At 61.5% G+C, this 23,883-nt stretch carries 19 protein-coding genes and 2 pseudogenes; 15 read left to right on the forward strand and 6 right to left on the reverse strand.

Annotated features, from left to right (window positions below):
- Positions 1 to 132 precede the first annotated feature (132 nt).
- Both VH564_RS10020 and VH564_RS10025 read left to right on the forward strand, forming a co-directional pair.
- A complete protein-coding gene (locus VH564_RS10020) occupies positions 133 to 1,044 on the forward strand; it encodes a LysR family transcriptional regulator (protein WP_423339676.1) in 912 nt (303 codons plus the stop codon).
- Positions 1,045 to 1,262: 218 nt separating this feature from the next.
- Positions 1,263 to 2,669, forward strand: coding sequence for an MATE family efflux transporter (locus VH564_RS10025; protein ID WP_423339677.1), 1,407 nt, complete (start codon positions 1,263 to 1,265; stop codon positions 2,667 to 2,669).
- A gap of 167 nt (positions 2,670 to 2,836) precedes the next feature.
- Here VH564_RS10025 and carA read toward each other — a convergent pair whose 3' ends face one another.
- Positions 2,837 to 4,042 carry a glutamine-hydrolyzing carbamoyl-phosphate synthase small subunit gene (carA, locus tag VH564_RS10030; protein WP_423339678.1) on the reverse strand — a complete coding sequence of 402 codons (1,206 nt, stop codon included), beginning with the start codon at positions 4,040 to 4,042 and terminating at the stop codon, positions 2,837 to 2,839.
- A 287-nt stretch (positions 4,043 to 4,329) separates the two neighbouring features.
- Here carA and VH564_RS10035 point away from each other — a divergent pair, with 287 nt between their 5' ends.
- The gene (locus VH564_RS10035) at positions 4,330 to 4,782 is read left to right on the forward strand and encodes a GatB/YqeY domain-containing protein (protein WP_423339679.1); all 453 of its coding nucleotides are present in this window, start codon (positions 4,330 to 4,332) and stop codon (positions 4,780 to 4,782) included.
- Between the two features lie 180 nt (positions 4,783 to 4,962).
- Here VH564_RS10035 and VH564_RS10040 read toward each other — a convergent pair whose 3' ends face one another.
- The 3 genes from VH564_RS10040 to VH564_RS10050 all read right to left on the reverse strand — a co-directional run bounded on the left by VH564_RS10040 (position 4,963) and on the right by VH564_RS10050 (position 5,980).
- A complete protein-coding gene (locus VH564_RS10040; protein ID WP_423339680.1) occupies positions 4,963 to 5,139 on the reverse strand; it encodes a hypothetical protein in 177 nt (58 codons plus the stop codon).
- A gap of 252 nt (positions 5,140 to 5,391) precedes the next feature.
- Positions 5,392 to 5,724, reverse strand: a complete 333-nt coding sequence (locus VH564_RS10045) for a BrnA antitoxin family protein (RefSeq protein WP_423339681.1) — start codon at positions 5,722 to 5,724, stop codon at positions 5,392 to 5,394.
- Positions 5,687 to 5,980: a BrnT family toxin gene (locus tag VH564_RS10050; RefSeq protein WP_423339682.1), complete on the reverse strand. Its 294-nt coding sequence runs from the start codon at positions 5,978 to 5,980 to the stop codon at positions 5,687 to 5,689. The genes VH564_RS10045 and VH564_RS10050 overlap by 38 nt, the downstream gene beginning before the upstream one ends.
- A gap of 183 nt (positions 5,981 to 6,163) precedes the next feature.
- On the opposite strand from VH564_RS10050, the gene dnaG reads away from it, so the two are divergent.
- The 9 genes and pseudogenes from dnaG to rpoD all read left to right on the forward strand — a co-directional run bounded on the left by dnaG (position 6,164) and on the right by rpoD (position 17,930).
- Positions 6,164 to 8,170 carry a DNA primase gene (gene dnaG / locus VH564_RS10055; protein WP_423339683.1) on the forward strand — a complete coding sequence of 669 codons (2,007 nt, stop codon included), beginning with the start codon at positions 6,164 to 6,166 and terminating at the stop codon, positions 8,168 to 8,170.
- 553 nt (positions 8,171 to 8,723) lie between these two features.
- Positions 8,724 to 10,112: a GntP family permease gene (locus VH564_RS10060; RefSeq protein ID WP_423339684.1), complete on the forward strand. Its 1,389-nt coding sequence runs from the start codon at positions 8,724 to 8,726 to the stop codon at positions 10,110 to 10,112.
- A gap of 417 nt (positions 10,113 to 10,529) precedes the next feature.
- The gene (gene recQ / locus VH564_RS10065) at positions 10,530 to 12,386 is read left to right on the forward strand and encodes a DNA helicase RecQ (protein ID WP_423339989.1); all 1,857 of its coding nucleotides are present in this window, start codon (positions 10,530 to 10,532) and stop codon (positions 12,384 to 12,386) included.
- A gap of 297 nt (positions 12,387 to 12,683) precedes the next feature.
- Positions 12,684 to 12,929, forward strand: coding sequence for a CopG family ribbon-helix-helix protein (locus VH564_RS10070; RefSeq protein ID WP_423339685.1), 246 nt, complete (start codon positions 12,684 to 12,686; stop codon positions 12,927 to 12,929).
- Positions 12,926 to 13,216 carry a type II toxin-antitoxin system RelE/ParE family toxin gene (locus VH564_RS10075; protein ID WP_423339686.1) on the forward strand — a complete coding sequence of 97 codons (291 nt, stop codon included), beginning with the start codon at positions 12,926 to 12,928 and terminating at the stop codon, positions 13,214 to 13,216. The genes VH564_RS10070 and VH564_RS10075 overlap by 4 nt, the downstream gene beginning before the upstream one ends.
- Positions 13,198 to 13,593 (forward strand): annotated as a pseudogene (locus VH564_RS10080) (HRDC domain-containing protein); the annotation flags it as partial. The gene VH564_RS10075 and the pseudogene VH564_RS10080, both read left to right, overlap by 19 nt.
- Before the next feature lie 179 nt (positions 13,594 to 13,772).
- The gene (locus tag VH564_RS10085; RefSeq protein WP_423339687.1) at positions 13,773 to 14,264 is read left to right on the forward strand and encodes a hypothetical protein; all 492 of its coding nucleotides are present in this window, start codon (positions 13,773 to 13,775) and stop codon (positions 14,262 to 14,264) included.
- A 70-nt stretch (positions 14,265 to 14,334) separates the two neighbouring features.
- Positions 14,335 to 15,426 carry a ComEC/Rec2 family competence protein gene (locus VH564_RS10090; protein WP_423339688.1) on the forward strand — a complete coding sequence of 364 codons (1,092 nt, stop codon included), beginning with the start codon at positions 14,335 to 14,337 and terminating at the stop codon, positions 15,424 to 15,426.
- Between the two features lie 449 nt (positions 15,427 to 15,875).
- Positions 15,876 to 17,930 carry an RNA polymerase sigma factor RpoD gene (rpoD, locus tag VH564_RS10095; RefSeq protein ID WP_423339689.1) on the forward strand — a complete coding sequence of 685 codons (2,055 nt, stop codon included), beginning with the start codon at positions 15,876 to 15,878 and terminating at the stop codon, positions 17,928 to 17,930.
- Positions 17,931 to 18,019: 89 nt separating this feature from the next.
- Here the strand turns inward: rpoD and VH564_RS10100 are convergent, their stop codons facing one another.
- Positions 18,020 to 18,862, reverse strand: a complete 843-nt coding sequence (locus VH564_RS10100; RefSeq protein ID WP_423339690.1) for a hypothetical protein — start codon at positions 18,860 to 18,862, stop codon at positions 18,020 to 18,022.
- Between the two features lie 388 nt (positions 18,863 to 19,250).
- Here VH564_RS10100 and VH564_RS10105 point away from each other — a divergent pair, with 388 nt between their 5' ends.
- Complete coding sequence (locus VH564_RS10105; protein ID WP_423339691.1) at positions 19,251 to 20,588, forward strand: DUF930 domain-containing protein; 1,338 nt, start codon at positions 19,251 to 19,253, stop codon at positions 20,586 to 20,588.
- Positions 20,589 to 20,739: 151 nt separating this feature from the next.
- A pseudogene (locus tag VH564_RS10110) lies at positions 20,740 to 21,257 on the forward strand (GNAT family N-acetyltransferase).
- A 39-nt stretch (positions 21,258 to 21,296) separates the two neighbouring features.
- Here VH564_RS10110 and VH564_RS10115 read toward each other — a convergent pair.
- On the reverse strand, positions 21,297 to 23,141 hold the full coding sequence (locus tag VH564_RS10115) for a methyl-accepting chemotaxis protein (RefSeq protein ID WP_423339692.1): 1,845 nt from the start codon (positions 23,139 to 23,141) through the stop codon (positions 21,297 to 21,299).
- A 420-nt stretch (positions 23,142 to 23,561) separates the two neighbouring features.
- Between VH564_RS10115 and VH564_RS10120 the strand changes: the two genes are divergently transcribed.
- Positions 23,562 to 23,870, forward strand: coding sequence for an ArsR/SmtB family transcription factor (locus VH564_RS10120; RefSeq protein WP_423339693.1), 309 nt, complete (start codon positions 23,562 to 23,564; stop codon positions 23,868 to 23,870).
- Positions 23,871 to 23,883: the final 13 nt, after the last annotated feature.

The raw sequence follows: 23,883 nt of genomic DNA on the forward strand, positions 1-23,883 counted from the left end.
GCCAACCGAGTCTTGTTTGAAGCTGACCTCTGTCCGCTTGGATGCTGCATGCCGGCATACACGCCATTTGCTCGCCGTCCCATTGTGCGATAATCCGTATATGGGAAAAGAGGCAGTACGGAATTTTGCACAATGGATGATCTGCCGCTGGGTGATCTCGCTGCCTTCCATGCCGTGGCGCGGGAGCGCAGTTTCCGGGCTGCGGCCCGAAAGGGCAATGTCTCTCCATCGGCCCTGAGCGAGGCGGTGCGTCGGCTCGAAGAGAAACTCGGGCTGAGGCTGCTCAATCGCACGACCCGCAGCGTGACGCCGACGGATGCCGGCGAGCGGCTGATGGATCGGCTGGCGCCCGCTTTCAACGATGTTGCAGCTGCACTGGACCAGATCAACTCCTCGGACAGCAATCCGGCCGGTACGCTGAAGCTGAACGTGCCATCGATCGTTGCGCGCTATGTTCTGCCTGATCTGCTTGGCCGTTTCATGGTGCTCTATCCGGATATCCGTCTGGAGGTGGCGGCCGACGACAGCTTTATCGATGTTCTGGCAGCTGGCTTCGATGCCGGGGTGCGCTACGGTGAGCGCCTGGAGCAGGACATGATTGCCGTGCCGCTCGGGCCGCGCGAGCAGCGATATGTCACCGCGGCAGCCCCTTCCTATCTTGAAGCCATGGGCACGCCCCGGCATCCGAGAGACCTCCTGGAGCACCGCTGCATTCGCCATCGCTTTGTCAGCCGCTCCATCAGCGTCTGGGAGTTCGAGCGCGGCAGCGAGACAATAGAGCTTTCGCCTCCAGCATCGCTGATTACGGATTCGCTGGAGATCGAGGTTGGTGCTGCGATCAGCGGCTTGGGCGTTTTGCGGTGTTTCGACGAGATCGTGGCCCCAGCGGTCAGAAGCGGCGCGCTGGTGCTGATCCTCGATGAATGGGTCAGCCGCTTTCCTGGCCCCTATCTCTACTACGCCAGCCGCAAGCACATGCCGGCACCACTGCGCGCCTTCATTGATTTTCTGAAGGCGGACCAAAGGCGGGTCGGGCAGGGGTAGACCAGCACTCGCATGCGCGTGTGCGGAAGGATGGCATCTGCGGCCAAGGGAAAAAGCCGCGGAATCTGCCTATTTCCTGTTCAAATTTTGCCGGAACTGCCGTCATCTTCATCAAAACTTCCATCCCGGCTGGCTTTCGGGGCATTTTAGAGGTAACAGGCGCCAGACGCCTGATAGCCCATACCGGCCCCTTGGCGCTTCAATAATGAGACCTCGACATGGATACGCCTTTGAATGCGCAGCGCTTTGCGCAGGACAACGACAATTCCTGGCCCGCCCATTTTCGCGCCGCGTTGATGCTAGGCGTGCCGCTCATCGGCGCCCAGTTGGCACAGCTCGGGATCAACACCACGGATGTGATGATCGTCGGCAGGCTCGGTGCCGAGCAGCTGGCGGCCATGGTGCTGTCTGCGCAGTTCCTATTCACCATCCTGATCTTCGGCTCCGGTTTTTCCATCGCCGTCATTCCGATGGTGGCGCAGGCCTATGGTCGCGACGACGTGATCAGCGTCCGCCGTTCGCTGCGCATGGGGCTATGGGTGTCGTTGGGCTATTGGCTGGTCATGCAGCCGGCGTTCTATTATTCTGAGGACATCCTGCTGGCCGCCGGGCAGAAGCCGGATGTGGCAAGGCTCGCCGCCGGTTACATCGCCATCGGTCATTTTGCGCTGCTGCCGGCGTCGCTCTACAATGTCATTCGTTCGCTGGTCAGCGCCATCGGGCGCGCCAGTATCGTACTTTATGTCACCATCGCAATGCTCGTCATGAATGCGTTGCTCGCCTACGGACTGGTGCTCGGCCATTTCGGTCTTCCTGCGATGGGCCTGCGCGGAGCGGCATACGTGGCGGTCGCGGTACAAACGGCGGGCTTCCTATTCATCGTCGGCTACGTCCAAAGCCAGGTCGAGACCCGCCGCTACGAGATCTTCGTGCGTCTCTGGCGGCCGGACTGGCATGCGCTGTGGGATGTCGTGCGCCTCGGCCTGCCGATCAGCGTCACCATCCTTGCCGAAGTCAGCCTGTTTACGGCAGCCTCGCTGCTGATGGGCCGGATCGGTACGATCGAACTCGCTGCCCACGGCATTGCTTTGCAATGGGCCTCGATCGCCTTCATGATTCCGCTCGGTCTGTCGCAGGCAGCGACGGTGCTGGTCGGTGTCGCCCAGGGACGCGGCGACCGGGCCGGCGTGGTACGCGCCGCGATCACCGTCCTCATTCTCGCCTGCTCGCTCTCCGTCACAGGCGGCATTCTGTTCGCCACCATGCCGGAATACTTCGGCAGCTGGTTTCTCGATATTCGTTCCCCGGAAGCGCCGCAGGTGCTGGCCTATGCTGCGCCGCTGATCGTCGTCGCCGGGATTTTCCAGCTGGTCGACGGATTGCAGGCGATTGCCAGCGGCCTGCTGCGCGGGCTGAAGGATGCGCGCGTGCCGATGATCATCGCGCTCGTTGCTTACTGGCCGATCGGCTTCCTGCTGGCCTGGGTGCTGGCCTTTCCGTTGGGCCTCGGCGGGGTCGGCATCTGGCTCGGCTTCCTCATCGGACTGGCCGCCGCAGCGATCATGCTGTGCGCGCGGTTCTATCTGTTGGTGCGGGCAGAGGACGCCAGGAAAATTCCGGCCTGACTTCGGGCTTTAGGCTGATAACGGAAGGCTCGTCACAACGCTTTGGCGCTGGGCATTCGCTGATGCCGCGCTGCAGGTGGGAAAACGCGACTATCCCTTTGGCCGACATAGAAAAAGCCCCGGACTGATTATCAGCCGGGGCTTCGATCGTTGAATTTAGGTCTTGATCAGCGTTCGGCGAGTGCCGGTTCACCCTTCTTCTCGCGCACCATGTTGACGAAGCGGCGGAAGAGATAGTGGCTGTCCTGCGGGCCGGGGGAGGCTTCCGGGTGGTGCTGCACGGAGAACACCGGCTTGCCAGAGAGCCTGAGGCCGCAGTTCGACCCGTCGAACAGCGAAACGTGAGTCTCTTCAACGCCTTCCGGCAGCGAGCTGGAGTCGACCGCAAAGCCGTGGTTCATCGAGACGATCTCGACCTTGCCTGTCGTGTGATCCTTGACCGGGTGATTGGCGCCATGGTGTCCCTGATGCATCTTCTCTGTCTTGGCGCCGAGTGCCAAACCGAGCATCTGGTGGCCAAGGCAGATGCCGAACAGCGGCACGTCGCTTTTGATTAGGTCCTTGATGACGGGAACCGCATATTCGCCTGTTGCCGCCGGGTCGCCAGGGCCGTTCGACAGGAAGACGCCATCAGGCTTCAGGCCGAGCACGTCTTCGCTCGAGGCATTGGCCGGCAGGATGGTGACCTTGCAGTCGAGGCCCGCAAACAGTCTCAGGATGTTGCGCTTGACGCCGTAGTCGAGGCAGACGACGTGGTATTTCGCGTCATCCGGGCTGAGTTCGCCATAGCCTTCGTTCCACACCCATGGGGTCTGCGCCCATTGCGCCGACTGGCCCGACGTCGCGACCTTGGCGAGATCGAGGCCTTCGAGGCCGCTCCAGGCCTTGGCATCGGCCTTCAGCTGGTCGATGTCGAACGTGCCTGATGGATCGTGGGCGATGACGGCATTCGGTGCGCCATGCTCGCGGATCCAGGCGGTCAGCGCCCTTGTATCGATGCCGCACATGCCGATGATGCCGCGGCCCTTCAGCCAGGCGTCGAGATGCTTGAGGGCGCGATAGTTGGACGGATCGCTGATGTCGGCCTTGAAGATGACGCCGACGGCGCCGTGCCGGGCAGCCGGCGTCAGGTCTTCGACATCTTCGTCGTTCGCGCCGACATTGCCGATGTGCGGGAAGGTGAAGGTGACGATCTGGCCGAGGTAGGAGGGGTCGGTGAGGATTTCCTCATAGCCGGTCAGTGCCGTATTGAAGCAGACTTCGGCCTGCACCTTGCCGGTGGCGCCGATGCCCTTGCCCTCGATCACGGTACCATCGGCAAGGACCAGCATGGCGGTCGGCAGTTCGGTCGTCCAGGGGGCAGTCGCGGTCATTGTCATCCCGTTTCCGGCGTGCGCTGGCCAAACCTTGCAAAGGCCGGCCGCAATCGCCATTCTGGTTCGCGGACAGGAGCGCACGACAAGGGTCGCGCTTTATCAGGTCCTGATATCGATGTGTGTGCAGGTCCCGGTCAATAGCCAAATGTGCCCCGCGGGTCAATCTATCTCTGGCTCATCCGGCGCAATTGCGTTGATCGGTCGCGACCCGATGGTCTAAGAGACATGCAAACAGATGAGGGCCGGCCGATTTTCGCGGCGGGCCCAGTTGAAGGAGTGACAATATGATCCGCGAAACGCTTGCCAACGCCCAGAAAGATGCGATGCGCGCCAAGGATGCCGCGCGGCTGTCGACCGTGCGGCTGATCCTGTCGGCGATCAAGGATCGCGATATCGCCAATCGCGGCACCGGCAAGGAAGCGGCGAGCGACGACGAGATCCTGCAGATCCTTGCCAAGATGATCAAGCAGCGCGACGAATCGGCGAAGATCTACGACGAGGGCAAGCGCCCGGAACTGGCAGCCAAGGAGCGCGAGGAAATCGCCGTCATCCAGGGCTACATGCCGGAGCAGTTGTCCGACGACAAGGCGCGAGAGATCATCGCCGGGGTCATTGCCGAGATCGGCGCTGCCGGCATTAAGGACATGGGCAAGTCGATGGCCGTGCTGAAGGAGCGCTATGCCGGCCAGATGGACTTCGCCAAGGCTTCGGGGATTCTCAAGGACCTGCTGAAATAGGCATTCCACGCCGTTCTGGAGGCAATAAAAAAGGCAGGAGCTGGGGGGAGCTCCTGCCTTTGTACTTTGCAGCCGTCTGATGACGCAGGGTGGGGCCCAAAAATCAGACGTCTATCGCAAAGCCACCCATGTGAGACCGCGCCGGGGGTAGGGATGGTGTCTCACACGGGAATTCGAAAATCAGTGGTTGGTATCGGCCTTCGTTTGTGTCGCGGGGTAATGCGCCATCTGCCAGGCCATGACTGCCTGGTCGAAGGATTTGAGGCCGTTGGCCTGGCTGTCGTTCATGGCCGAGGCGCTGTAATTGGCCATCGCAAAGATGGCGGCGGCGGCAAAGGGGACGATCAGTATGCGCATGCCAGTCTCCTAAACAGGAAGCTCTCCTCGGCTTCCGGTTCGGCAGGGCTGTCTGGACATGTCGCGTCGCAAAGCGTTTCTCTCTGCCGGCATGTCCCAGTCCGTAAAATGAAGCTATTGCGCTGCAGCACGATTTTCAAATTACAAAAAAATAATGTTTCGCGCGGGAACTTCGGTCGTAAATGCGCCGTGATCGGGGATGCGGGCAACCGCTTCGCGCCTAAAAAGCTTGCCTCGGCGCCTGTGCCGCAGCTACTTGGCGCCCCGCTTTTTTTCCTCGCTCATGTAGTGACGCAGGACAGCGTTGATCCGGGTCTGGTAGCCCTTGCCGCTGGCCTGGAAGAAATCGACGATATCCTGATCGAGCCGGATCGACAGGGCTTTCTTGGCGACAGGAACGACCCACTCGGCCTTCGACCAGTCGATGTCGATGAAGTCAGCCCAATCGGGATCGTCGCGCATGGCCCGCTCGATGTCCTCGTCGGCCATGGCATCGACGCGCGCCCAGTCTGTGCGGTCCTCACCATCGCTAATCTTTTTGCGGATCTCATCCGCCGTATATCTGACGATACGCTCTTCGCTCATTTTTATGAGCCGCGCGTGCCGATATGATCCGGCAGATGCTTCCCCGCATTGTATAAACGACGGCGATCAACCTCTGCGAATCCGGGCATATGGCAAGCGTGCGGACTTCTCCCTGTTTGTCGGATGGCATCTCGATGTGCGGTTGTCCCAAGGCGTTGGCCGCGCGAATGAAATCGATGCTGTGCTTTGCGATGTTGAGCAGTCGCTTGCTCTCATCCCATTCAAAGCCCTCAAACTCTCTTTGCACTGGCTGCATCGCGTTGACCTGAAGTCAGATGGCATCCAGCCAACCATGCGCCGGTGACACGAAGATCGTGTAAATCAAATTGTATATACAGCACCCGCTTTGTCAATCCTGTGGATCTGGACCGGCCCCCACGAGTTTCGTGGCAATGGCGGACGTTAGGGACTATAGGAGAAACATCAGCCAGAGGTGTCCATGCGATTTTCCCCGACCTTTCTTGACGAGATCCGCGACCGCGTTCCGATATCGGACGTGATTGCGCGGCGCGTCAGCTGGGACAAGCGCAAGACCAACGTGTCGCGGGCCGACTACTGGGCCTGCTGCCCCTTCCATGGCGAGAAATCGCCGAGCTTCCACTGCGAGGACCGCAAGGGCCGCTACCATTGCTTCGGCTGCGGCGTCACCGGCGACCATTTCCGTTTTCTCACCGACCTCGAGGGCTTGAGCTTTCCCGAGGCCGTGCAGCAGGTGGCGGACATGGCCGGCATCGCCATGCCGGCGGCCGATCCGGTGGCCGAGAAGCGCCAGCGCGAGCAGACCTCGCTGCTCGACGTGATGGAGATGGCGACCCAGTATTTCCAGGATCAGCTGCAGACGGCCAGCGGTGCGCGGGCGCGGGCCTATCTGCGCGACCGTGGCCTGACGGGCCGCACCATCGAGACCTTCCGGCTCGGCTTTGCGCTCGACAGCCGCAATGCGCTGAAGGAATATCTGGCATCGAAGAACGTGCCCAAGGACCAGATCGAGGCCTGTGGGCTCGTCGTCCATGGCCCTGACATCCCCGTTGCCTACGACCGGTTCCGCGATCGCATCATGTTTCCGATCCTGTCGTCGCGCGACAAGGTGATTGCCTTTGGCGGCCGCGCCATGGCTCCGGATGCGCCGGCGAAATACCTGAACTCCAACGAGACCGAGCTCTTCCACAAGGGCAACGTGCTCTACAATTTCAACCGCGCCCGGCGCGCCAGCCAGGGCGCCGATGGCACCGGCACGATCATTGCCGTCGAAGGCTACATGGACGTCATCGCGCTGCACCAGGCGGGCGTCGAGAATGCCGTGGCGCCGCTCGGCACGGCGCTCACCGAGAACCAGCTGGAGCTGCTCTGGCGCATGACGCCGCAGCCGGTGCTGTGCTTCGACGGCGATGCCGCCGGCATCCGCGCCGCCAACCGGGGCGTCGATCTCGCCTTGCCGCGGCTGAAGCCCGGCTATTCCGTACGCTTTGCCATGCTGCCGGATGGCAAGGACCCCGACGACATGGTGCGCCACGAGGGAAGAGCGCCGTTCGACAAGGTGATGGCGCAGGCGCGGCCGCTGGCCGAGATGGTCTGGGGCCGCGAGGTCTCGAGCGGCAAGTTCGACACGCCGGAAAGCCGGGCCGAGCTCGAGGCGCGGCTGAAGCAGATGGTGACCGTCATTGCCGACGAAAATGTCCGCCGCCATTACCAGCAGGACATCCGCGACAGGCTGAACGCGTTCTTCCAGCCGCAGTTTCGCAATGGCGGCAACCAGCAGGGCCGCAATTTCAGGAGCGGCAACGCCAGCGGCAGCCGGGCCGGACGCAACGATCCGCGCGGCAACGGCCCCGTCAGCACCAAGGCGCCGAATGCCATTTCCAACCGCTTGACCGGCTCGGGCATGGTGCGCGGCCACAGCGCCACGCCGGCCTTGCGCGAAAGCGTGCTGGCGCTCACCATCGTCAACCATCCCCTGCTGCTGCAGGACGAATATGACGAGATCGCCTCGATCGACTACGACAACCGCGACCTGCAGCGCCTGTGGTCGGCCATGCTCGGCACGGCGGCAGCGCTTGCCGGCCCGCACCTGACCCGCGAGCATCTGGTCGAGCGGCTGGAAGCGCAGGGCTTTGCGGCACTGATCAAGGGCCTGGACCAGCAGGTGCGCAATGCGCGGCTGTGGACCGCCACCGAGGAGGCGGCCGTCGAGGATGCCCGCGAGGGCTACCGCCAGGCGCTCGGCCTGCACAAGCGCACCAAGGCGCTGCGCTGGCAGAAGATCGAACTGGAGCGCGAGATCGCCGATGCCACGGAGGCAGGCTCCGAGGACGGCATCGACCAGCTCATGCGGGCGCTCAACGAGATCCAGCTGGAAATCTCCCGGATGGAAAACCAGGAAGCCATCATCGACGGCTTCGGCCTGCTCTCCGGCCGCGTCAAGGCGGCCGTCAACCACAGCGGCTGATGGCAGCGGGCCTTACCCCCTCATCCGCCCTTCGGGCACCTTCTCCCCGAGGGGAGAAGGGATCTCCCCCACAAGGGGGGAGATCGTTCTTTTCCCTTGTGGGCTCAAGGCTCTCGGCCAATCTCCCCCCTTGTGGGGGAGATGTCCCGGAGGGACAGAGGGGGGTAGGCGCCGCAAACACGTAATCCATTGCGGTCACCGCCCCCAAGAGTTCTCGATCACCAGAACCGTCCCGTGCTCCACCCGAGCCGGAGGGAAGCCACGCGGGGACGCGCTTCCTCGTCATGCGTCTCCCGTTACCTTCGATCACCGCAGGATCCCGGTCGGTCTGTCGCCCACCTAACCAGCGCTGACACAGCCTCTGCCCCGCAGCCTCCGCAGCGGCACCTCCCATGCAGAGGCTCAAACTCGAAATAGATCGTTCGCTCAACTAAGGTTTACAGAAACCGGGCGCTCTGCGAAGAGGGGCCGACACTATCGTCGAGGCATCAAGGATTCGCTTCCCGAGCCCGGGCGCATTGCCGCCGAGGCCGTGGGGGCGCTGGAACAGACCATGCAGAACTCGGACATTGCGCTCCTGCTGACCGCTCTTGGCGGCGTCATCTTTCTCGTCGTGCTCATCGTGTCTCGTGCACGTCTGCATCCGCTGATCGCGCTGATCATCACCTCCATCGCCGTCGGGCTTGTGACCGGTATGCCGACGGAGAAGCTGGTGAAGTCGATCGAGGCGGGGGCCGGCAATACGCTCGGCGCCGTCGGCCTCGTCGTGGCGCTGGGGGCGATGCTGGGCAAGATACTGGCGGATGGCGGCGTGACCGAAGGCATCTCCGATCTCATTATCCGCAGGACCTCGGTTCGGCTGCTTTCCTGGGCCATGGCGGGTGCGGCGTTCGTCATCGGCATTCCGATGTTCTTCGAGGTCGGGCTGGTCGTGCTTCTGCCGCTCATCTTCAGCGTGGCGCGCAAGCTCGATGCCGCCTCCAGCGTTCGCGGCTCGGCCTATGTCTATGTCGGCGTTCCCGTCATCGCGGCGCTGGCCGCCATGCACGGCATGGTGCCGCCGCATCCGGGACCGCTCACCGCCATCGCCTCGCTGCATACCAATATCGGCGCGACGATGCTCTATGGCTTTCTGGCCGCGATCCCTGCGATCATTCTGGGCGGCCCGATCTATGGCGCCTTCATCACGCCGCGACTGTCGGTTCGCCCCGACCAGGCGCTCATCGACCAGTTCTCGTCGGCAGGCTCCAACGACGGCCCGGACCATGCGCCGCCCGGCCTTGCGATCAGTCTGCTCACCGCCCTGTTGCCGGCGCTGTTGATGCTGGCGAATGCGATTGCCGAGCTGGTCTTTCCCAAGGATGCGGGCATCGTCCATGTCACCGCGTTTCTCGGCGATCCGGCCATTGCCATGCTGATCGGCGTGCTGTTTGCCGCCCTGATGCTCGTCTACATCAGAAACGGCAACACCGAGACGCTGCGCAGCTCAATGTCGGCGAGCGTCAAGCCGGTGGCCAACGTGCTGCTGATCATCGCCGGCGGCGGGGCTTTCCAGCATGTGCTGACCGACGCCCGGGTCGGCGACGCGATCATGCATCTCAGCCAGCAGTTCTCCCTGTCGCCGCTGATCCTCGGCTGGATCATCTCGATGCTGTTGTCTGTCTCGACAGGCTCGGCCACCGTCGGCATCGTCGGAGCGTCCGGCCTGCTCGGGCCGCTGGCGGGCGGCGAGGGGCTGAATGTGCCGCTGCTGGCGCTCTCGATCGGCTGCGGCTCGCTGTTCTTCAACTATGCCAACCATGCCGGCTTCTGGCTGGTGAAGGAATCCTTCGGCATGTCGATGGGCGAGGCGACGAAAACAATCTCCGTCGTCCAGTCGATCGTCTCGGTGGTCGGGCTGGTGATGGTGCTCATCATGAACCTGCTGCCGCCGCTGATCTGATCGGGGTGGACGTTTCCCCTTCTCCCCTCGGGGAGAAGGTGCCCGAAGGGCGGATGAGGGGGATGGCGCGAAGCCCCCCTCATCGCCTTGCTGTCGGTCGGCACTTCTCCCCGAGGGGAGAAGGGAGTGCAGCGGGTGCAGTCGGCTTCGAAACATGCCATGGTGCGCCGGTCGAGGTCGGGAACCAAGCTGCCGATTCCTCGACAACGAGAAATGAAACAGCGTCCCATTCAAGGGCGAGGGCGGGCATCAAGACCCGCCGAAACAGGGAAAAGCATGTCGAAGCCGGAGAAGAACGATCCACGGTTTTCCACCGACGAGGCGCTGTTCGGCCTGGAGCCGCCGAGGGATGTCTTCGAGCCGGATGACGCGGCCGGATGGGAGCCCGATTTCGAGCCGGCGGGCGGAGCCGCGCGCATGCCCCTCAGCGCGCCGACGCGTCAGTCCTCAGTCGGCCAATCCCCCCTCGATGTGCTGAAGCGCATCTACGGCTACCCGGCCTTTCGCGGCCGCCAGGCGGAGGTGGTCGAGCAGGTTGTGGCCGGTGGCGATGCCGTGGTGCTGTTTCCGACCGGGGCCGGCAAGTCGTTGTGCTTCCAGATCCCGGCGCTCTGCCGGGATGGCATCGGCGTCGTCGTCTCGCCGCTGATCGCGCTGATGCGCGACCAGGTGCAGGCGCTGAAGCAGCTCGGCGTCAATGCGGCGGCGCTGAATTCGTCGATCACGCGCGAAGAAGCGCAACAGATCTACCGCGATATCCGGAACGGCACGCTCGACCTCCTCTACATGACGCCGGAGCGCATTCTCACCGACAATTTCCGCCAGACGATCGGGGACGCAAAGATCGCGCTATTTGCCATCGACGAGGCCCATTGCGTCTCGCAATGGGGCCATGATTTCCGGCCGGAATACCGCGAACTCGGCAAGCTCGCCGAGCAGTTCCCGGGCGTACCGCGCATCGCGCTGACGGCGACGGCCGATCCGCACACCCGCGACGACATCATCGCGAGGCTGCAGCTGGGCAAGGCCAAGATCTTCACCACCAGCTTCGACCGCCCCAACATCGCCTATGAGATCGTCGAGCGCGACCAGCCGCGCCAGCAGCTGCTGCGCTTCCTCTCCGGCCACAAGGGCGACAGCGGCATCGTCTACTGCCTGTCGCGCGCCAAGGTCGAGGACACCGCCGAATGGCTGAACGGGCAGGGGATCCGGGCGCTCGCCTATCACGCCGGCATGGACCGGTCTGTGCGCGATGCCAACCAGGATGCTTTCCTCAAGGAGGAAGACCTCTGCCTGGTGGCCACAGTCGCCTTCGGCATGGGCATCGACAAGCCGAACGTGCGCTATGTCGCCCATCTCGACATTCCAGGCTCCGTCGAGGCCTATTACCAGGAGACCGGCCGCGCCGGCCGCGATGGCCTCGCTTCCAATGTCTGGATGGCCTATGGCATGGCCGACGTCATCCAGCGCGGCAAGATGATCGACGAGGGCAATGCGACGCCAGAGATCAAGCGGGTGGAGCGCGCCAAGCTCAACGCGCTGCTCGCCATCTGCGAGACCTCGGGCTGCCGCCGCCAGGCGATCCTTGCCCATTTCGGCGAGAGCCATGGCGGAAACTGCGGCAATTGCGACACCTGCCTGAAGCCGGTGGAAACCTGGGACGGCACGGAGGCGGCGATCAAGGCGCTGGCCGCCATCTACCGCACCGGCGAACGCTTTGGCGCCGGCCACGTCATCGACGTGCTCACAGGCAATGTCAACGAGAAGACCCAGCGCTTCGGCCATGCCGACATGCCGGTCTTCGGCGTCGGCAAGGACATCCCCGTCCGCACCTGGCAATCCGTCTTCCGCCAGCTGCTCGCCGCCGGCCTCGTCAGCGTCGATCATGCAGCCTATGGCGCGCTGAAACTGACGCCGGATGCCAAGGCCGTGTTCAAGAAGGAACGCAGCATCCAGTTCCGCAAGGACCGCCCGGCGACCGGCAAGTCCGCGCGGCGCGGTGCCGGTGCGAGCGGCGCAAGCGGCGGGGCGCCGAGGACGGCCGGCCTGTCGGCAGCGGATGCAGCGCTGTTCGAGGAACTGAGGGCCGAGCGCATGAAGATCGCCAAGACGCTGGGCGTGCCGCCCTATGTCGTGTTTCCGGACACGACGCTGATCGCCATGGCGAGCGAGCGGCCGGGCAGCGCGGATGAGATGCTGGCGATCTCAGGCGTGGGGCAGGCGAAGCTGGAGCGCTATGGGGATGCGTTTTTGGCTGTGATTGGGCGGGGGTGATTGGGGGCGGAAAGTCGATAGTGCTGGGAGAAGGACGGCGGACCGCCGTCTGACCATGAAAGCGGGGGGGCCGCAAGCTCCGATAAAGAGACCGCAACGGGTTCCGTCACAAACCGCATGCCGATCGGTCAGCCTGCGTGGCGGCCTCAGAAGGGAAAAATCCCTATCCGATCATCTGGCCAAAAAGCCCGAAGGTCGGACTCTATCACCACTCGAAAACCCTCTTCTCTCAACAGAACCTTGACGAACCGTGTTGGTTCACCAATAATTACGGTGAACCAGGGAAATTTAGGTGCCATGACCGCGTTTACCGTTCGTGTCTCAGACGAAACCGTCAGCAAGCTCGACCAGATCGCGGAAAAGCTCGACCGTTCCCGCTCCTATATGGCCGCTCAGGCTATAGAGGATTATGTTGCCCGCGAAGAATGGCAGCTTGCCGAGATCGAGGCCGGGTTGGCGGAAGCCGACCGGGGCGAATTCGCCAGTGACCAAGATGTTGCGAAGATTGTCGGCAAATATGTCAGCTCTACCCGTCCATCATGAGCGGGAAGCGTATTCGCTGGACGCTGCGAGCGTTGCGACGGCTTGATCAGATTGGCGAGACCATTCAGAAAGACGATCCGAATGCCGCAGCGCGCGTGATCGCGCGGATCGTGGCGGTTGTGGATAGGCTGGCCGAGTTTCCGGCGACGGGACGTGCCGGTCGTATCAAGGGCACACGGGAAGTGGTGCTGGCAGATATTCCCTATATCATTCCCTATCGCGTCGGGCAGGACATCGAGATCCTGACCGTCATGCACGCACATCAACGGTGGCCTTTAGAGCTGTAGGCTCGCCACGGATGGCGCCGGATGCCAAGGCCGTGTTCAAGAAGGAGCGCAGCATCCAGTTCCGCAAGGACCGCCCGGCGACGGCCAAGTCCGCGAGGCGCGGTGCCGGTGCGAGCGGCGCAAGCGGCGGGGCGCCGAGGACGGCCGGCCTGTCGGTGGCGGATGCGGCGCTGTTCGAGGACCTTCGGGCCGAGCGCATGAAGATAGCCAAGACGCTGGGCGTGCCGCCCTATGTCGTGTTTCCGGACACGACGCTGATCGCCATGGCCAATGAGCGGCCGGGCAGCGCGGACGAGATGCTGGCGATTTCGGGGGTGGGGCAGGCGAAGCTGGAGCGCTATGGGGATGCGTTTTTGGCGGTGATTGGGCGGGGGTGAGGGGAGGGATTGCCAATTCCGCTGGCGCGAACACTCTACTGTATAATTCAAATACTATCGATATTTCGTTAAATTAGCTGCTTGAACGTGATACAGATCGCATCTTTAAATTGTGTGATGCTCTCTTGCGTCCAGGATACATAAATATCTTTTTTATAGCTCGGCTTTGGGGGGGCGGTATGAGTGAAATTTTAGCGAAAATTTCTTCGTACGATATTTTCAATAATCTTGTTCCGGGAGCTATTTTGGCTTTTTTGCTCGCGGTTTTGGAGATATACACGATAGACACTAATAATATTGTTGTAGATCTAGTGGTTTTTTATTTTCTAGGCGTTGTCGTTAGCCGCATAGGATCACTGATTAGCGAGCCGATCTTAAGGGTTTCGCATTTTGTTCGATACGCAGAATATTCTGCATTCATTGCAGCGAGTCAAAAAGATGAAAAAATCGCCGTGTTGCTGGAGGTCAATAATCAATATCGCACATTCATCGCCTTGATGCTTGTGACAATAACCTCTTATTTCGGTCGCGATACAGTCTTGTATTATGGGTTTTCTGACAAGACGGTTAAGGTCTCGCTAGTTGCCGGCACGGCCGTTCTATTCGTGCTCGCTTATAGGAAGCAAACGAGCTTCATTAAAAAACGAGTGGAATACCAGAATAAACAATAAATAATTCTCGCAAAAATTGCATAATGATATTATCAATATCTATATTGACGCGATATTTGGGGTTTTTGATTTGGCTGATTTCTTCGAAATTGATTTTTTGGATGTGGAAGCCAAGAAAAGCGGTGACGCTATTGCATTGAGGTACACGATCAACGGCGCTCTTTATATTCACGTAGTTGACGGCGGTTATCTTAAAACCGGCGAAAGCCTCACTAACCATATCAGAACGCACTACGGAAATCCGACATACATAGATCACGTGGTTGCCACTCATCCGGACGGCGATCACACGGCGGGTTTACGAGTAATTCTGGAGAGCTTCAAAGTGAAAAATCTTTGGATGAACAGACCATGGCTCTACGTTGATGAGCTTCTCCAGCGTTTTTCTAGATATACAAATCGCGATAATTTAATACGCGATCTAAAGAAGGCTTATCCGAATACGGCCATTCTGGAGGATATTGCTAAGGCGAACAATATCCCTATCCACGAAACATTCCAAGGTGCGTCTGTTGGCGCTTTCACGGTAATGGCACCAACACGGGAACTCTACCTTAATAAGGTTCTGGAATCCGAGAAAACGGGGCGCGTTGCGGAGGTTGCAGGTGCCTCGGTGACATTATTGCTAAGTGATATAATAAAGGAGGCGGTGGGTAAAGTTGTCAGCTTCGTCCAGGCCGCTTGGGGCGGGGAAGCATTCTCAAAGGAGATGACCAGCGCCGAAAATGAGATGAGCATCGTCCAATACGCAAAGCTTTGCGACCAGAAAATCCTTCTTACGGGGGATACTGGGCGTGACGGTTTGCAAGAGTTTGTAAACTACGCTCCGTGGGTTGGTTTGACGCTGCCTGGCATAGATAGGTTTCAGGTGCCGCATCACGGATCACGACGTAACATTTCGACCGAGTTACTGGACCAAATTTTAGGCCCTAGACTTGCAGAAAGAGCGAATGACGGTACGATCAGGTTCACCGCTTTTATCAGTTCTGCAAAGGAAGATGAGGATCACCCCAGAAAAGCGGTTGTGCGTGCTATGCATCATCGTGGCGGCTTTGTGGTTAGTACAGAGGGGCAGGCAATTACAACCCAACAAAACGCCGCGCCGCGTGAAGGTTGGTCATCAATTCCCAATATGCCATACCCAGAAGACCAAGAGGATTAATTCGAGGTGATTGCTTGTCGCCAACAATAGGTTATTGGGTTTCCTCTGATAAAGATAAATGGCTGCTGTGCGCGTCCCAACCCCCACCCTTGTCTTTCCCCCCAATCCTCCCCATATCCCACCCATACCGGCCTCCAGGCTAAGTCTGCCCATGTATGACGGGCTTTTTCCGGGTTTTCCGCATCATTCTTCGCGGAAGGGATTGACGGGAAGGGAAATAGTGGGAATCACCATTTCAGGCAGAGAAGGTCTCGCGCGTCATGGGACAACCGTGTCCGGCAGTTCGCCAGGTGAACGGCTTGGCCTTGAGCTTTGGGACGCGCGTGGTTAATTCGGAATTAAAGATCATTCCGTAGGTGTTCGTGAATGTGTCGCGGCGGGCAGGTTTTCGCCCGGGGCCCGAAAGGGTCCGACCGCAGGCAGTGCAGCGTCAGGGAAAGCAAATATAAATGGCAACCAAAGTCAAAGAAAACGAAGAAGCTGAAGTCGAACGCGACGGCGCCTCCGATGGCCCACTTCTCGATCTTTCCGATGACGCGGTCAAAAAGATGATCAAGGCCGCCAAGAAGCGCGGCTACGTGACGATGGACGAGCTCAATGCCGTCCTCCCGTCCGAAGAAGTCACCTCGGAACAGATCGAAGATACGATGGCCATGCTCTCCGACATGGGCATCAACGTCGTGGAAGACGAGGACGTCGAGGAGCCCGGCACGCCGGCCTCTTCCGACGACGAGGACAGCAACAACGAGGAAGAAAGCGAAGGCGGCGAGCTCGCCCCTTCCGCCGGCACCGCGCTTGCCACCGCCAAGAAGAAAGAGCCGACCGACCGCACCGACGATCCCGTGCGCATGTACCTGCGCGAAATGGGCTCGGTCGAGCTTCTGTCGCGCGAAGGCGAAATCGCCATCGCCAAGCGCATCGAGGCCGGCCGCGAGACCATGATCGGCGGCCTCTGCGAAAGCCCTCTGACATTCCAGGCACTGATCATCTGGCGCGACGAGCTCAACGAAGGCACGACGCTGCTGCGCGAGATCATCGATCTCGAAACGACCTATTCCGGCCCGGAAGCGAAGGCCGCTCCGCAGTTCCAGAGCCCTGAGAAGATCGAGGCCGACCGCAAGCTTGCGGAAGAGAAGGAAAAGACCCGCAAGGCCCGCTTCGGCGACGACGACATCACCAATGTCGGCGGCGAAGGCCAGCGCGAGGAAGAGGAAGAGGAGGACGACGAGTCCAGCCTTTCGCTTGCCGCGATGGAATTCGAGCTGCGCCCGCAGGTCATGCTGACGCTCGACACCATTGCCGAGACCTACAAGAAGCTGCGCAAGCTGCAGGACCAGCAGGTCGAGCAGCGTCTGGCTGCCGCCGGCGCCCTGTCGTCGGCCCAGGAGCGCCGCTACAAGGAGCTCAAGGACGAGCTCATCAAGTCGGTAAAATCGCTGTCGCTCAACCAGAACCGCATCGATGCGCTGGTCGAGCAGCTCTACGACATCAACAAGCGTCTCGTGCAGAACGAAGGCAAGCTCTTGCGCCTGTCGGAATCCTACGGCGTCAAGCGCGACAGCTTTCTCGAGCACTATTCCGGCGCCGAGCTCGATCCGAACTGGATGACCTTCATCGCCAACCTCACCGGTCGCGGCTGGAAGCAGTTTGCCGAGGGTGAAGCGAAGACGATCACCGACATCAGGGGCGACATCCAGAGCCTTGCGACCGAAACCGGTATCTCGATCTCGGAATTCCGCCGCATCGTCCACATGGTCCAGAAGGGCGAGCGCGAGGCGCGCATCGCCAAGAAGGAAATGGTCGAGGCAAACCTGCGCCTCGTCATCTCGATCGCCAAGAAATACACGAACCGCGGCCTGCAGTTCCTCGATCTCATCCAGGAAGGCAATATCGGCCTGATGAAGGCGGTCGACAAGTTCGAGTATCGCCGCGGCTACAAGTTCTCGACCTATGCCACCTGGTGGATCCGCCAGGCGATCACCCGCTCGATCGCCGACCAGGCCCGCACCATCCGTATCCCGGTGCACATGATCGAGACGATCAACAAGATCGTGCGCACCTCGCGCCAGATGCTGCACGAGATCGGCCGCGAGCCGACCCCGGAAGAACTGGCCGAAAAGCTCGCCATGCCGCTCGAAAAGGTCCGCAAGGTCCTGAAGATCGCCAAGGAGCCGATCTCGCTCGAAACCCCCGTGGGCGACGAAGAGGACAGCCATCTCGGCGATTTCATCGAGGACAAGAACGCGCTGCTGCCGATCGACGCCGCCATCCAGGCGAACCTGCGCGAGACGACGACGCGGGTGCTGGCCTCGCTCACCCCGCGCGAAGAGCGCGTGCTGCGCATGCGCTTCGGCATCGGCATGAACACCGACCACACGCTGGAAGAAGTCGGCCAGCAGTTCTCGGTCACCCGCGAACGTATCCGCCAGATCGAAGCCAAGGCCCTTCGCAAGCTGAAGCACCCGAGCCGGAGCCGCAAGCTGCGGTCGTTCCTGGATAGCTGAGGTCGCTTACGGTGTGACGAACAGGAACCCGGTCAGTTTTTACTGGCCGGTTTTTTTCATGGGGCGGTCAGGCGAGACCTGTCATGTCGCTATTTGTAATGGCACAAGGGCGGCCTCGGGCTGCCCTGTCGTCTGGCGGTCGTGCCGTCAAACCAGCCGCCGCCGATGGCCATGAACCTGATCTCAGAGCCTAGAAATGCATTGAGCGGTTTATAGCCGAAGATCCGTTGCGCAACCTCGTTGAACTTCCAGCTTGGCACGGTGTCATCGTCGCAGGACGCTCCACCGGCAGCGTCGGCGCGAATGAGCGCATCGAAATGTCTGACAAGGAGATCGTGACTGTGCACGATGTCGGGCATCCGAGGCGTCTCTGCGCATTTTCCACGCGTCGCAATAAATCCCGGTGGGGTGTGGAGCGGGTCGGGGGAGTAGAACGACAGTTCGCCCGAGGAAATCGATGCGCTGAGAAAACGCAGGTATTTTAGAAGGGCCTCGTCATTGGTCCATTTGCGCGACGTCTCGAGCGATGCGACGAGGCCATCGCCGTTCAGGAAACACCCGATATCACCGTCTTTCGCGTAGGCGTCGATGGCACTGAGGTTCTGGATCACCTCGGGATCGCTCATGGCGATTTCGCTTTTGACGACGGGCGGACGGATCGTGCAGGCGTCCGGCGCGAGAACCAGCCAGTCTCCCGTGACAACCGTCTTCGGATCAGCGCGCACGGTTTTCGCATAGGCCTGGATTGTCGGCAGGTCGATACCGTCGACGATTGCGGCGGCAATGGTCGATGGACCGATGGCGCAGCCTTGAGCCTCGAAAAACGCATTCACCCGCTCATTCGAGGCCTCGGCCGACGAGGCCATCATCAGCGATACGGCAACAATCCATGTCGCGGAATTATGCGAAATGCCGCGAATATCCGTTTTCATGCAGGCTTCCCAATTTGTCTGCTTCCGCTATTGCCGAGATTGAGCGGCTTTGCTCTGCCGTTGCGAAAATCGTCGTTGGTGCCGACGCGGCAGGCGTATCCGGCCTCGAGACGTCCTTCTCAAGCGGTAAGCAAATTTTTGACGAAAGACAATATCTGCACGGACGCACGGGGCGATGCCGGCAATCCGGTTGCAATTGCGCGATATCGGTCGGTCATGGCTGGACGGGGCATCCTGTCATCCCCATCTGAAGGGTAGCCTGTGCGCTGACGCGATGGTGATCAAGAATCCGGTATCTTCGCATTGCCCCAGGCGTTAAGGATTTCGCATGATTGGTATTCTGGCATATTTTTCGGGCGTCGCCGCACCGATGGACCGGCTCTGAACGATGGTAAGCGAACGGCTGGTTCGGTGGCGGAAAACATTCTGGCTGGTGCTGGCCTCGCTCGTCGTGCATGCCGTTGTCGTCGCCCTGTTCTTCCTGCCCGATGCCGTGAAGCCGCCGGAGCCCGCCAAGGAGGATAGCGTCAGCGTCGAACTGGTGCCGCCGCCGGAAGAGCCGAAGCCGCCGGAGCCTGAAAAAAAGCCCGAGGCCGAGAAGCCGCCGGAACCCCTGAAGATGCCCGAGCCGGAAAAGCCGCCGGAGCCCGAGAAGCCGCCGGAGCCGGCCAAGGCTGAGGAACCGCCGGCCCCGCCCGAGCCGCCGCCGGCACCACCACCACCGCCGCCGCCTGAAAAGCCGCCGGAGGAAAAGCCGGCGCCACCCCCACCGCCGCCGCCACCTCCGGCCGAAAGGCAGCCGGAGGAGAAGCCGGCACCACCTCCGCCAGCGGCCGAAAAGCCGCCTGAGGAAGCTCCCAAGCCGCCCGAGCAGGCCGAGCCGTCGCGTATCCGCGCGCTCGATCCGGTGTTCCGCTATGGCGATAAGGATGCAGGCCCGAAAAAGTCGGAAGCCGGCGACAGCGCCGAGGGCGACACCAAGTCGGAGACGACGCCCGACGACGCGGCTAAGCCGGATGCGACGGACGCCAAGCCCGATGCAGCCGATGCCGCCAAGCCCGATCCAGCCGCCACGCCCGACGCGCCCGACACGCCGCCGGCCGATCAGGCTGCCGCCGCAAATCCGCCGAGCGATGCCCCGCCGCCCGTAACGCCGCCGGTCGACGTGCCTGGTGGGGCGGGGCCGTTGCCACCCGACATCAACCTGCCTGAGGCGGATGTTCCTGACAGCACTGCCGAGAAGAACGGCCCGCCGTCGAATAGCCCTGACAGCGCAAAGGTTGAACTGGCGCCGGCGCCGCCATCCGACCTGCCCAAGGACAAGCCGGCGCCGCCGAAGCCGGCAGCCAAGCCCAAGGAAGGCACGCTCACCAAGGCAAAGACGCTGTTTTCCCGCAGCGAGACGGGCGATGCCGAGGCGACGCGGGCCATGGGCAATATTCCGCGCGGAGTTCGGGCAGGCGAGTTGTGTGCGAGCGAGCTGCGCGAACAGTTGCGGCATGTCGCCCCGGTATACCGGCCCGAACTGCTGCCAGCCTACCGACTGCCCTCAGGCAACGTTCTGGATGTGAAACGCAGCCAGTTCCGTGCCGATGGGCAATGGTACAATCTGCGGTTTCGTTGCGAACTGGATGCCGAGGCGACGAGGGTCGAGTCCTTCTCTTTCGATATCGGCGATGCGGTGCCGAGAAGCGAATGGAAGAGCCGCGGCTTTCCGGACAACTAGACGTCTTCAGGCTCCTCCGGGAAGGGAGCGCGCGGCGTCCGGCGCTCCCGTACCCCATTTTCCGGTCACCCGGGCAGAACATGCTTGGCCTGCCTCCACCGTGGAGCGTAGGCTGCCACCCAACGCATTCAGCAGGGGAGGCCTCGCCACGATGGATGGGCTAAAAGTCGAGATCATCGCCACGTCAGCCGAGCATAGCGACAGCTTTCACGCCGCCCTCGACGCGGTCGCGCGGGAGCGAAAATATCTGACGATGCTTGAGGCCTTTCCGCTGGCCGAGACGCGGGCGCATGTGCTCGACATGATCGAGCGGAAGAACCCACACATGGTGGCGATCGCTGGCGACCGCGTGGTCGGATGGTGCGACATCACGCGGCATTTCTTTCCGGCCCACGCCCATCGCGGTAGCCTTGCCATGGGGCTGGTCCCGGAATTTCGCGGCCGGGGTTTGGGCAGACGACTGATCGACGCGGCGCTGGGGCAAGCTCGCGAGCGGGGTTTCTCCGCGTCGAGCTTTCCGTTCATGCGGACAATGCTGCCGCCATCGCGCTGTATGAGAAGGTCGGTTTCGTCACCGAGGGCGTGCTCAAGCGAGCAGTCTACATCGACGGCTGCTTCCTCGATACAATCAGCATGGCCATCCTGCTCGATACGGCAGCACGCCCCTAACCGTCATCCACGATCCGGTCTGCGCCGCAGGGAGCCGCTTCAGGCTGCCCGCTTCATCCGCTGCTCTGGCTGTCCGGCATCGTCGATCCTGAACTGCTGGACGATCTGCAGCAGCGCATCTGCCTCATCGGCGAGCTCGGTGCTGGCGGCAGTCGTGTCGGCGACCATGGCGGCGTTTTTCTGGGTCATCTGATCCATCGCGTTGACCGAGCCGTTGACCTCCTGCAGCGCCGACGCCTGGTCCTGCGCGGCGGTGGCGATGGTGTCGATATGTTTGCTGATCTCGACGATCTCATTGCTGATGCTGGTCAGAACCTCGCCCGCCTCGCGCACCAGCCGCGAGCCGGTGCCGACCTCCGCCGTCGATCGCTCGATCAGGCCCTTGATCTGCCTGGCTGCGTCGGCGGACCGCTGGGCGAGTTCACGGACCTCCTGGGCGACGACGGCAAAGCCCTTGCCTGCGTCTCCGGCGCGCGCCGCCTCGATGCCGGCGTTCAGCGCCAGAAGGTTGGTCTGGAAGGCGATGCTGTCGATGACCTCGATGATCTGCTCGATCTGCCGCGCGCCGGCCTCGATGCGCCCCATCGCAGCGATGGCATCGTTGACAACGACTTCCGAGCTGCCGGCGGTCTTCTTCGTGCGGCCGACAACCTGCTGGACGTCGCGGGCGCGATTGGCGGAAGAGCGCACGGTGACGGTGATTTCCTCCACGGCGGCGGCCGTTTCCTCCAGCGAGGCGGCCTGATCTTCGGTGCGTTTCGCAAGGTCTGTCGCCGATTGCCGCATGTCGGCGCCGCTTTCCTGGATCGACAGGGTGTTCTGGCGGATCTGCATCATCGTCTGCGTCAGGCGAACCAGCGAGCCGTTGAAGTCATTGCGCAGCTGCTCGAGCCGGCCCACGAAGGGTGTTTCGATGTTGTTCGACAGATCTCCCTGCGCGAGCCTTGCGAGGCCCGCAGCGAGCTGCTCGACGGCAAAGTCGATCTGGCCGTCGAAAGCCTGCTTGTCACTGTCGTGGCGAGCCCGCTCGCTTTCCACAAGCGCACGTTCCCGCACGCCTTCGGCTTCCATCAACTGCTTGGCATGGGCATTGTCGCGGAATACTTCGAGCGCACGGGCGATCTCGCCGAATTCGTTGCGCTTGTCGGCATAAGGAATGGCGGCATCGAGGGCGCCGGCCGAGATGGCAAGAACCGACCCCCTCAGCACTTTCAGCGGGCGGATCAGGCGGCCGATGGTGATGGTGGCGAGCAGGCCTACGGCCGCCATGGCGGATAGGCCGACGGCGAGGATAAGGGTCCGCAACGCAGCGATATGATCGGTGTAGACCTGCATCGGGATGCCGGTAAACAGCATGCCGGTGGTGACGCCGGCGGAAGAAAGGATGGGGAAGTAGCCGGTCATGTACGCTTTTCCGAACAGCACGGCTTCGCCGTAATAGGGCTTGCCAGCGCCAAGCTGCGCTCGGGCGGGGTGGTCTGCCGCCAGCTTGGTGCCGACGGCGCGCTCGCCGTTCTCTTTTTTGACATTGGTGGAGATACGCAGGTAGTCGCCGTCCTTGAACTGAAAGACGGTGGCAACGCCGCCGATCGACGCCGCGGTCCTGTCGACAAGATCGTGGTCCGGCAGGGAGGGCAGGCCCTCCTCGACGACGCCTAGCAGCGCGCCGTCCTTGATGTCGATCGTGGTGCCGGTGACTTTCAGATTGTAGAGGATCGCCATCGCTCGGCTGGCAGCACGGATATCGGTGGTGGCATTGGTCATAACACCCTCGCGCAACTGGCGATAAGTGGCGCCCCCGACGGCAATTATGCCGAGAAAGATCAGGCAGATCGTCACTAAGACGATCTGAGAGACGATGGTCGAGGGGAATATTCTGCGCATTGATCAACTCCGACGGGCGTTCTCGGCCAATATTCGGAATTCTCCTTAATGAAGTGACAATATGTGCGCTTACTTCTTTGTCGCGCTGCTTGAAGTCCTCCGATCGCGCACTAGTTTGCCGCCAAACTATTCCGGAATAGCCGGACTGACTAGGCCGTCTTGCTCGCCACGCGAGGCGTCAACGAGCGCGTACGCCTCCATCACGTTGGCAGCAAGTTTGTCCGTCTTGCGGATAATGCAGACAGCTCTTGCTTCCCACTGATGCTCCGGCACGACAGAGACTATGTCTCTGCCCATGTTCGGTTATTTCGGACTGCTGAAACTTTCGCTGCACAATTTTCGTATCGTTTTTACGCTTGGCCAGCCGCGTCGTGTGGAGCCGCTATGACCCGTGATATCAGTTGATAGGAATGAGACGAGATGCCTTCCGACCTGCCTTCCGACGGCTCTCCGTTTTTCGCCTATGGCGCAGCGCTGCTGACCGCCATGGCCGATCGAGACCGACTGGTCATCCTGCGAAGCCTGGTGGATGGCGAGATGTCGCTTAACGCCCTCTCCATGCTGACGGGTTTGGGCAGGCTTCTCTGCTCTCAGGAGCTTGCCACGCTGCAGGCTGCGGGATTGGTCCATCGGCGCGTGGAAAGAGACACCGCCTATTTTTCCTGCCGGTCGGAGAAGGTCTACAAGGTGCTGGGTGCATTGGATGAAATGGAACAGAAGGGCGCCTGAGGCGTGAGGGCGA

The sequence above is a fragment of the Rhizobium sp. HT1-10 genome (genome assembly GCF_049472505.1).
GTDB lineage: Bacteria > Pseudomonadota > Alphaproteobacteria > Rhizobiales > Rhizobiaceae > Rhizobium.

Coding starts and splice junctions, on each gene's coding strand:
- VH564_RS10020 (WP_423339676.1), top strand. CDS start 133: ATGGATGATCTGCCGCTGGGTGATCTCGCTGCCTTCCATGCCGTGGCG.
- VH564_RS10025 (WP_423339677.1), top strand. CDS start 1,263: ATGGATACGCCTTTGAATGCGCAGCGCTTTGCGCAGGACAACGACAAT.
- carA (WP_423339678.1), bottom strand. CDS start 4,042: ATGACCGCGACTGCCCCCTGGACGACCGAACTGCCGACCGCCATGCTG.
- VH564_RS10035 (WP_423339679.1), top strand. CDS start 4,330: ATGATCCGCGAAACGCTTGCCAACGCCCAGAAAGATGCGATGCGCGCC.
- VH564_RS10040 (WP_423339680.1), bottom strand. CDS start 5,139: ATGCGCATACTGATCGTCCCCTTTGCCGCCGCCGCCATCTTTGCGATG.
- VH564_RS10045 (WP_423339681.1), bottom strand. CDS start 5,724: ATGAGCGAAGAGCGTATCGTCAGATATACGGCGGATGAGATCCGCAAA.
- VH564_RS10050 (WP_423339682.1), bottom strand. CDS start 5,980: ATGCAGCCAGTGCAAAGAGAGTTTGAGGGCTTTGAATGGGATGAGAGC.
- dnaG (WP_423339683.1), top strand. CDS start 6,164: ATGCGATTTTCCCCGACCTTTCTTGACGAGATCCGCGACCGCGTTCCG.
- VH564_RS10060 (WP_423339684.1), top strand. CDS start 8,724: ATGCAGAACTCGGACATTGCGCTCCTGCTGACCGCTCTTGGCGGCGTC.
- recQ (WP_423339989.1), top strand. CDS start 10,530: ATGCCCCTCAGCGCGCCGACGCGTCAGTCCTCAGTCGGCCAATCCCCC.
- VH564_RS10070 (WP_423339685.1), top strand. CDS start 12,684: ATGACCGCGTTTACCGTTCGTGTCTCAGACGAAACCGTCAGCAAGCTC.
- VH564_RS10075 (WP_423339686.1), top strand. CDS start 12,926: ATGAGCGGGAAGCGTATTCGCTGGACGCTGCGAGCGTTGCGACGGCTT.
- VH564_RS10085 (WP_423339687.1), top strand. CDS start 13,773: ATGAGTGAAATTTTAGCGAAAATTTCTTCGTACGATATTTTCAATAAT.
- rpoD (WP_423339689.1), top strand. CDS start 15,876: ATGGCAACCAAAGTCAAAGAAAACGAAGAAGCTGAAGTCGAACGCGAC.
- VH564_RS10100 (WP_423339690.1), bottom strand. CDS start 18,862: ATGAAAACGGATATTCGCGGCATTTCGCATAATTCCGCGACATGGATT.
- VH564_RS10105 (WP_423339691.1), top strand. CDS start 19,251: ATGGTAAGCGAACGGCTGGTTCGGTGGCGGAAAACATTCTGGCTGGTG.
- VH564_RS10115 (WP_423339692.1), bottom strand. CDS start 23,141: ATGCGCAGAATATTCCCCTCGACCATCGTCTCTCAGATCGTCTTAGTG.
- VH564_RS10120 (WP_423339693.1), top strand. CDS start 23,562: ATGCCTTCCGACCTGCCTTCCGACGGCTCTCCGTTTTTCGCCTATGGC.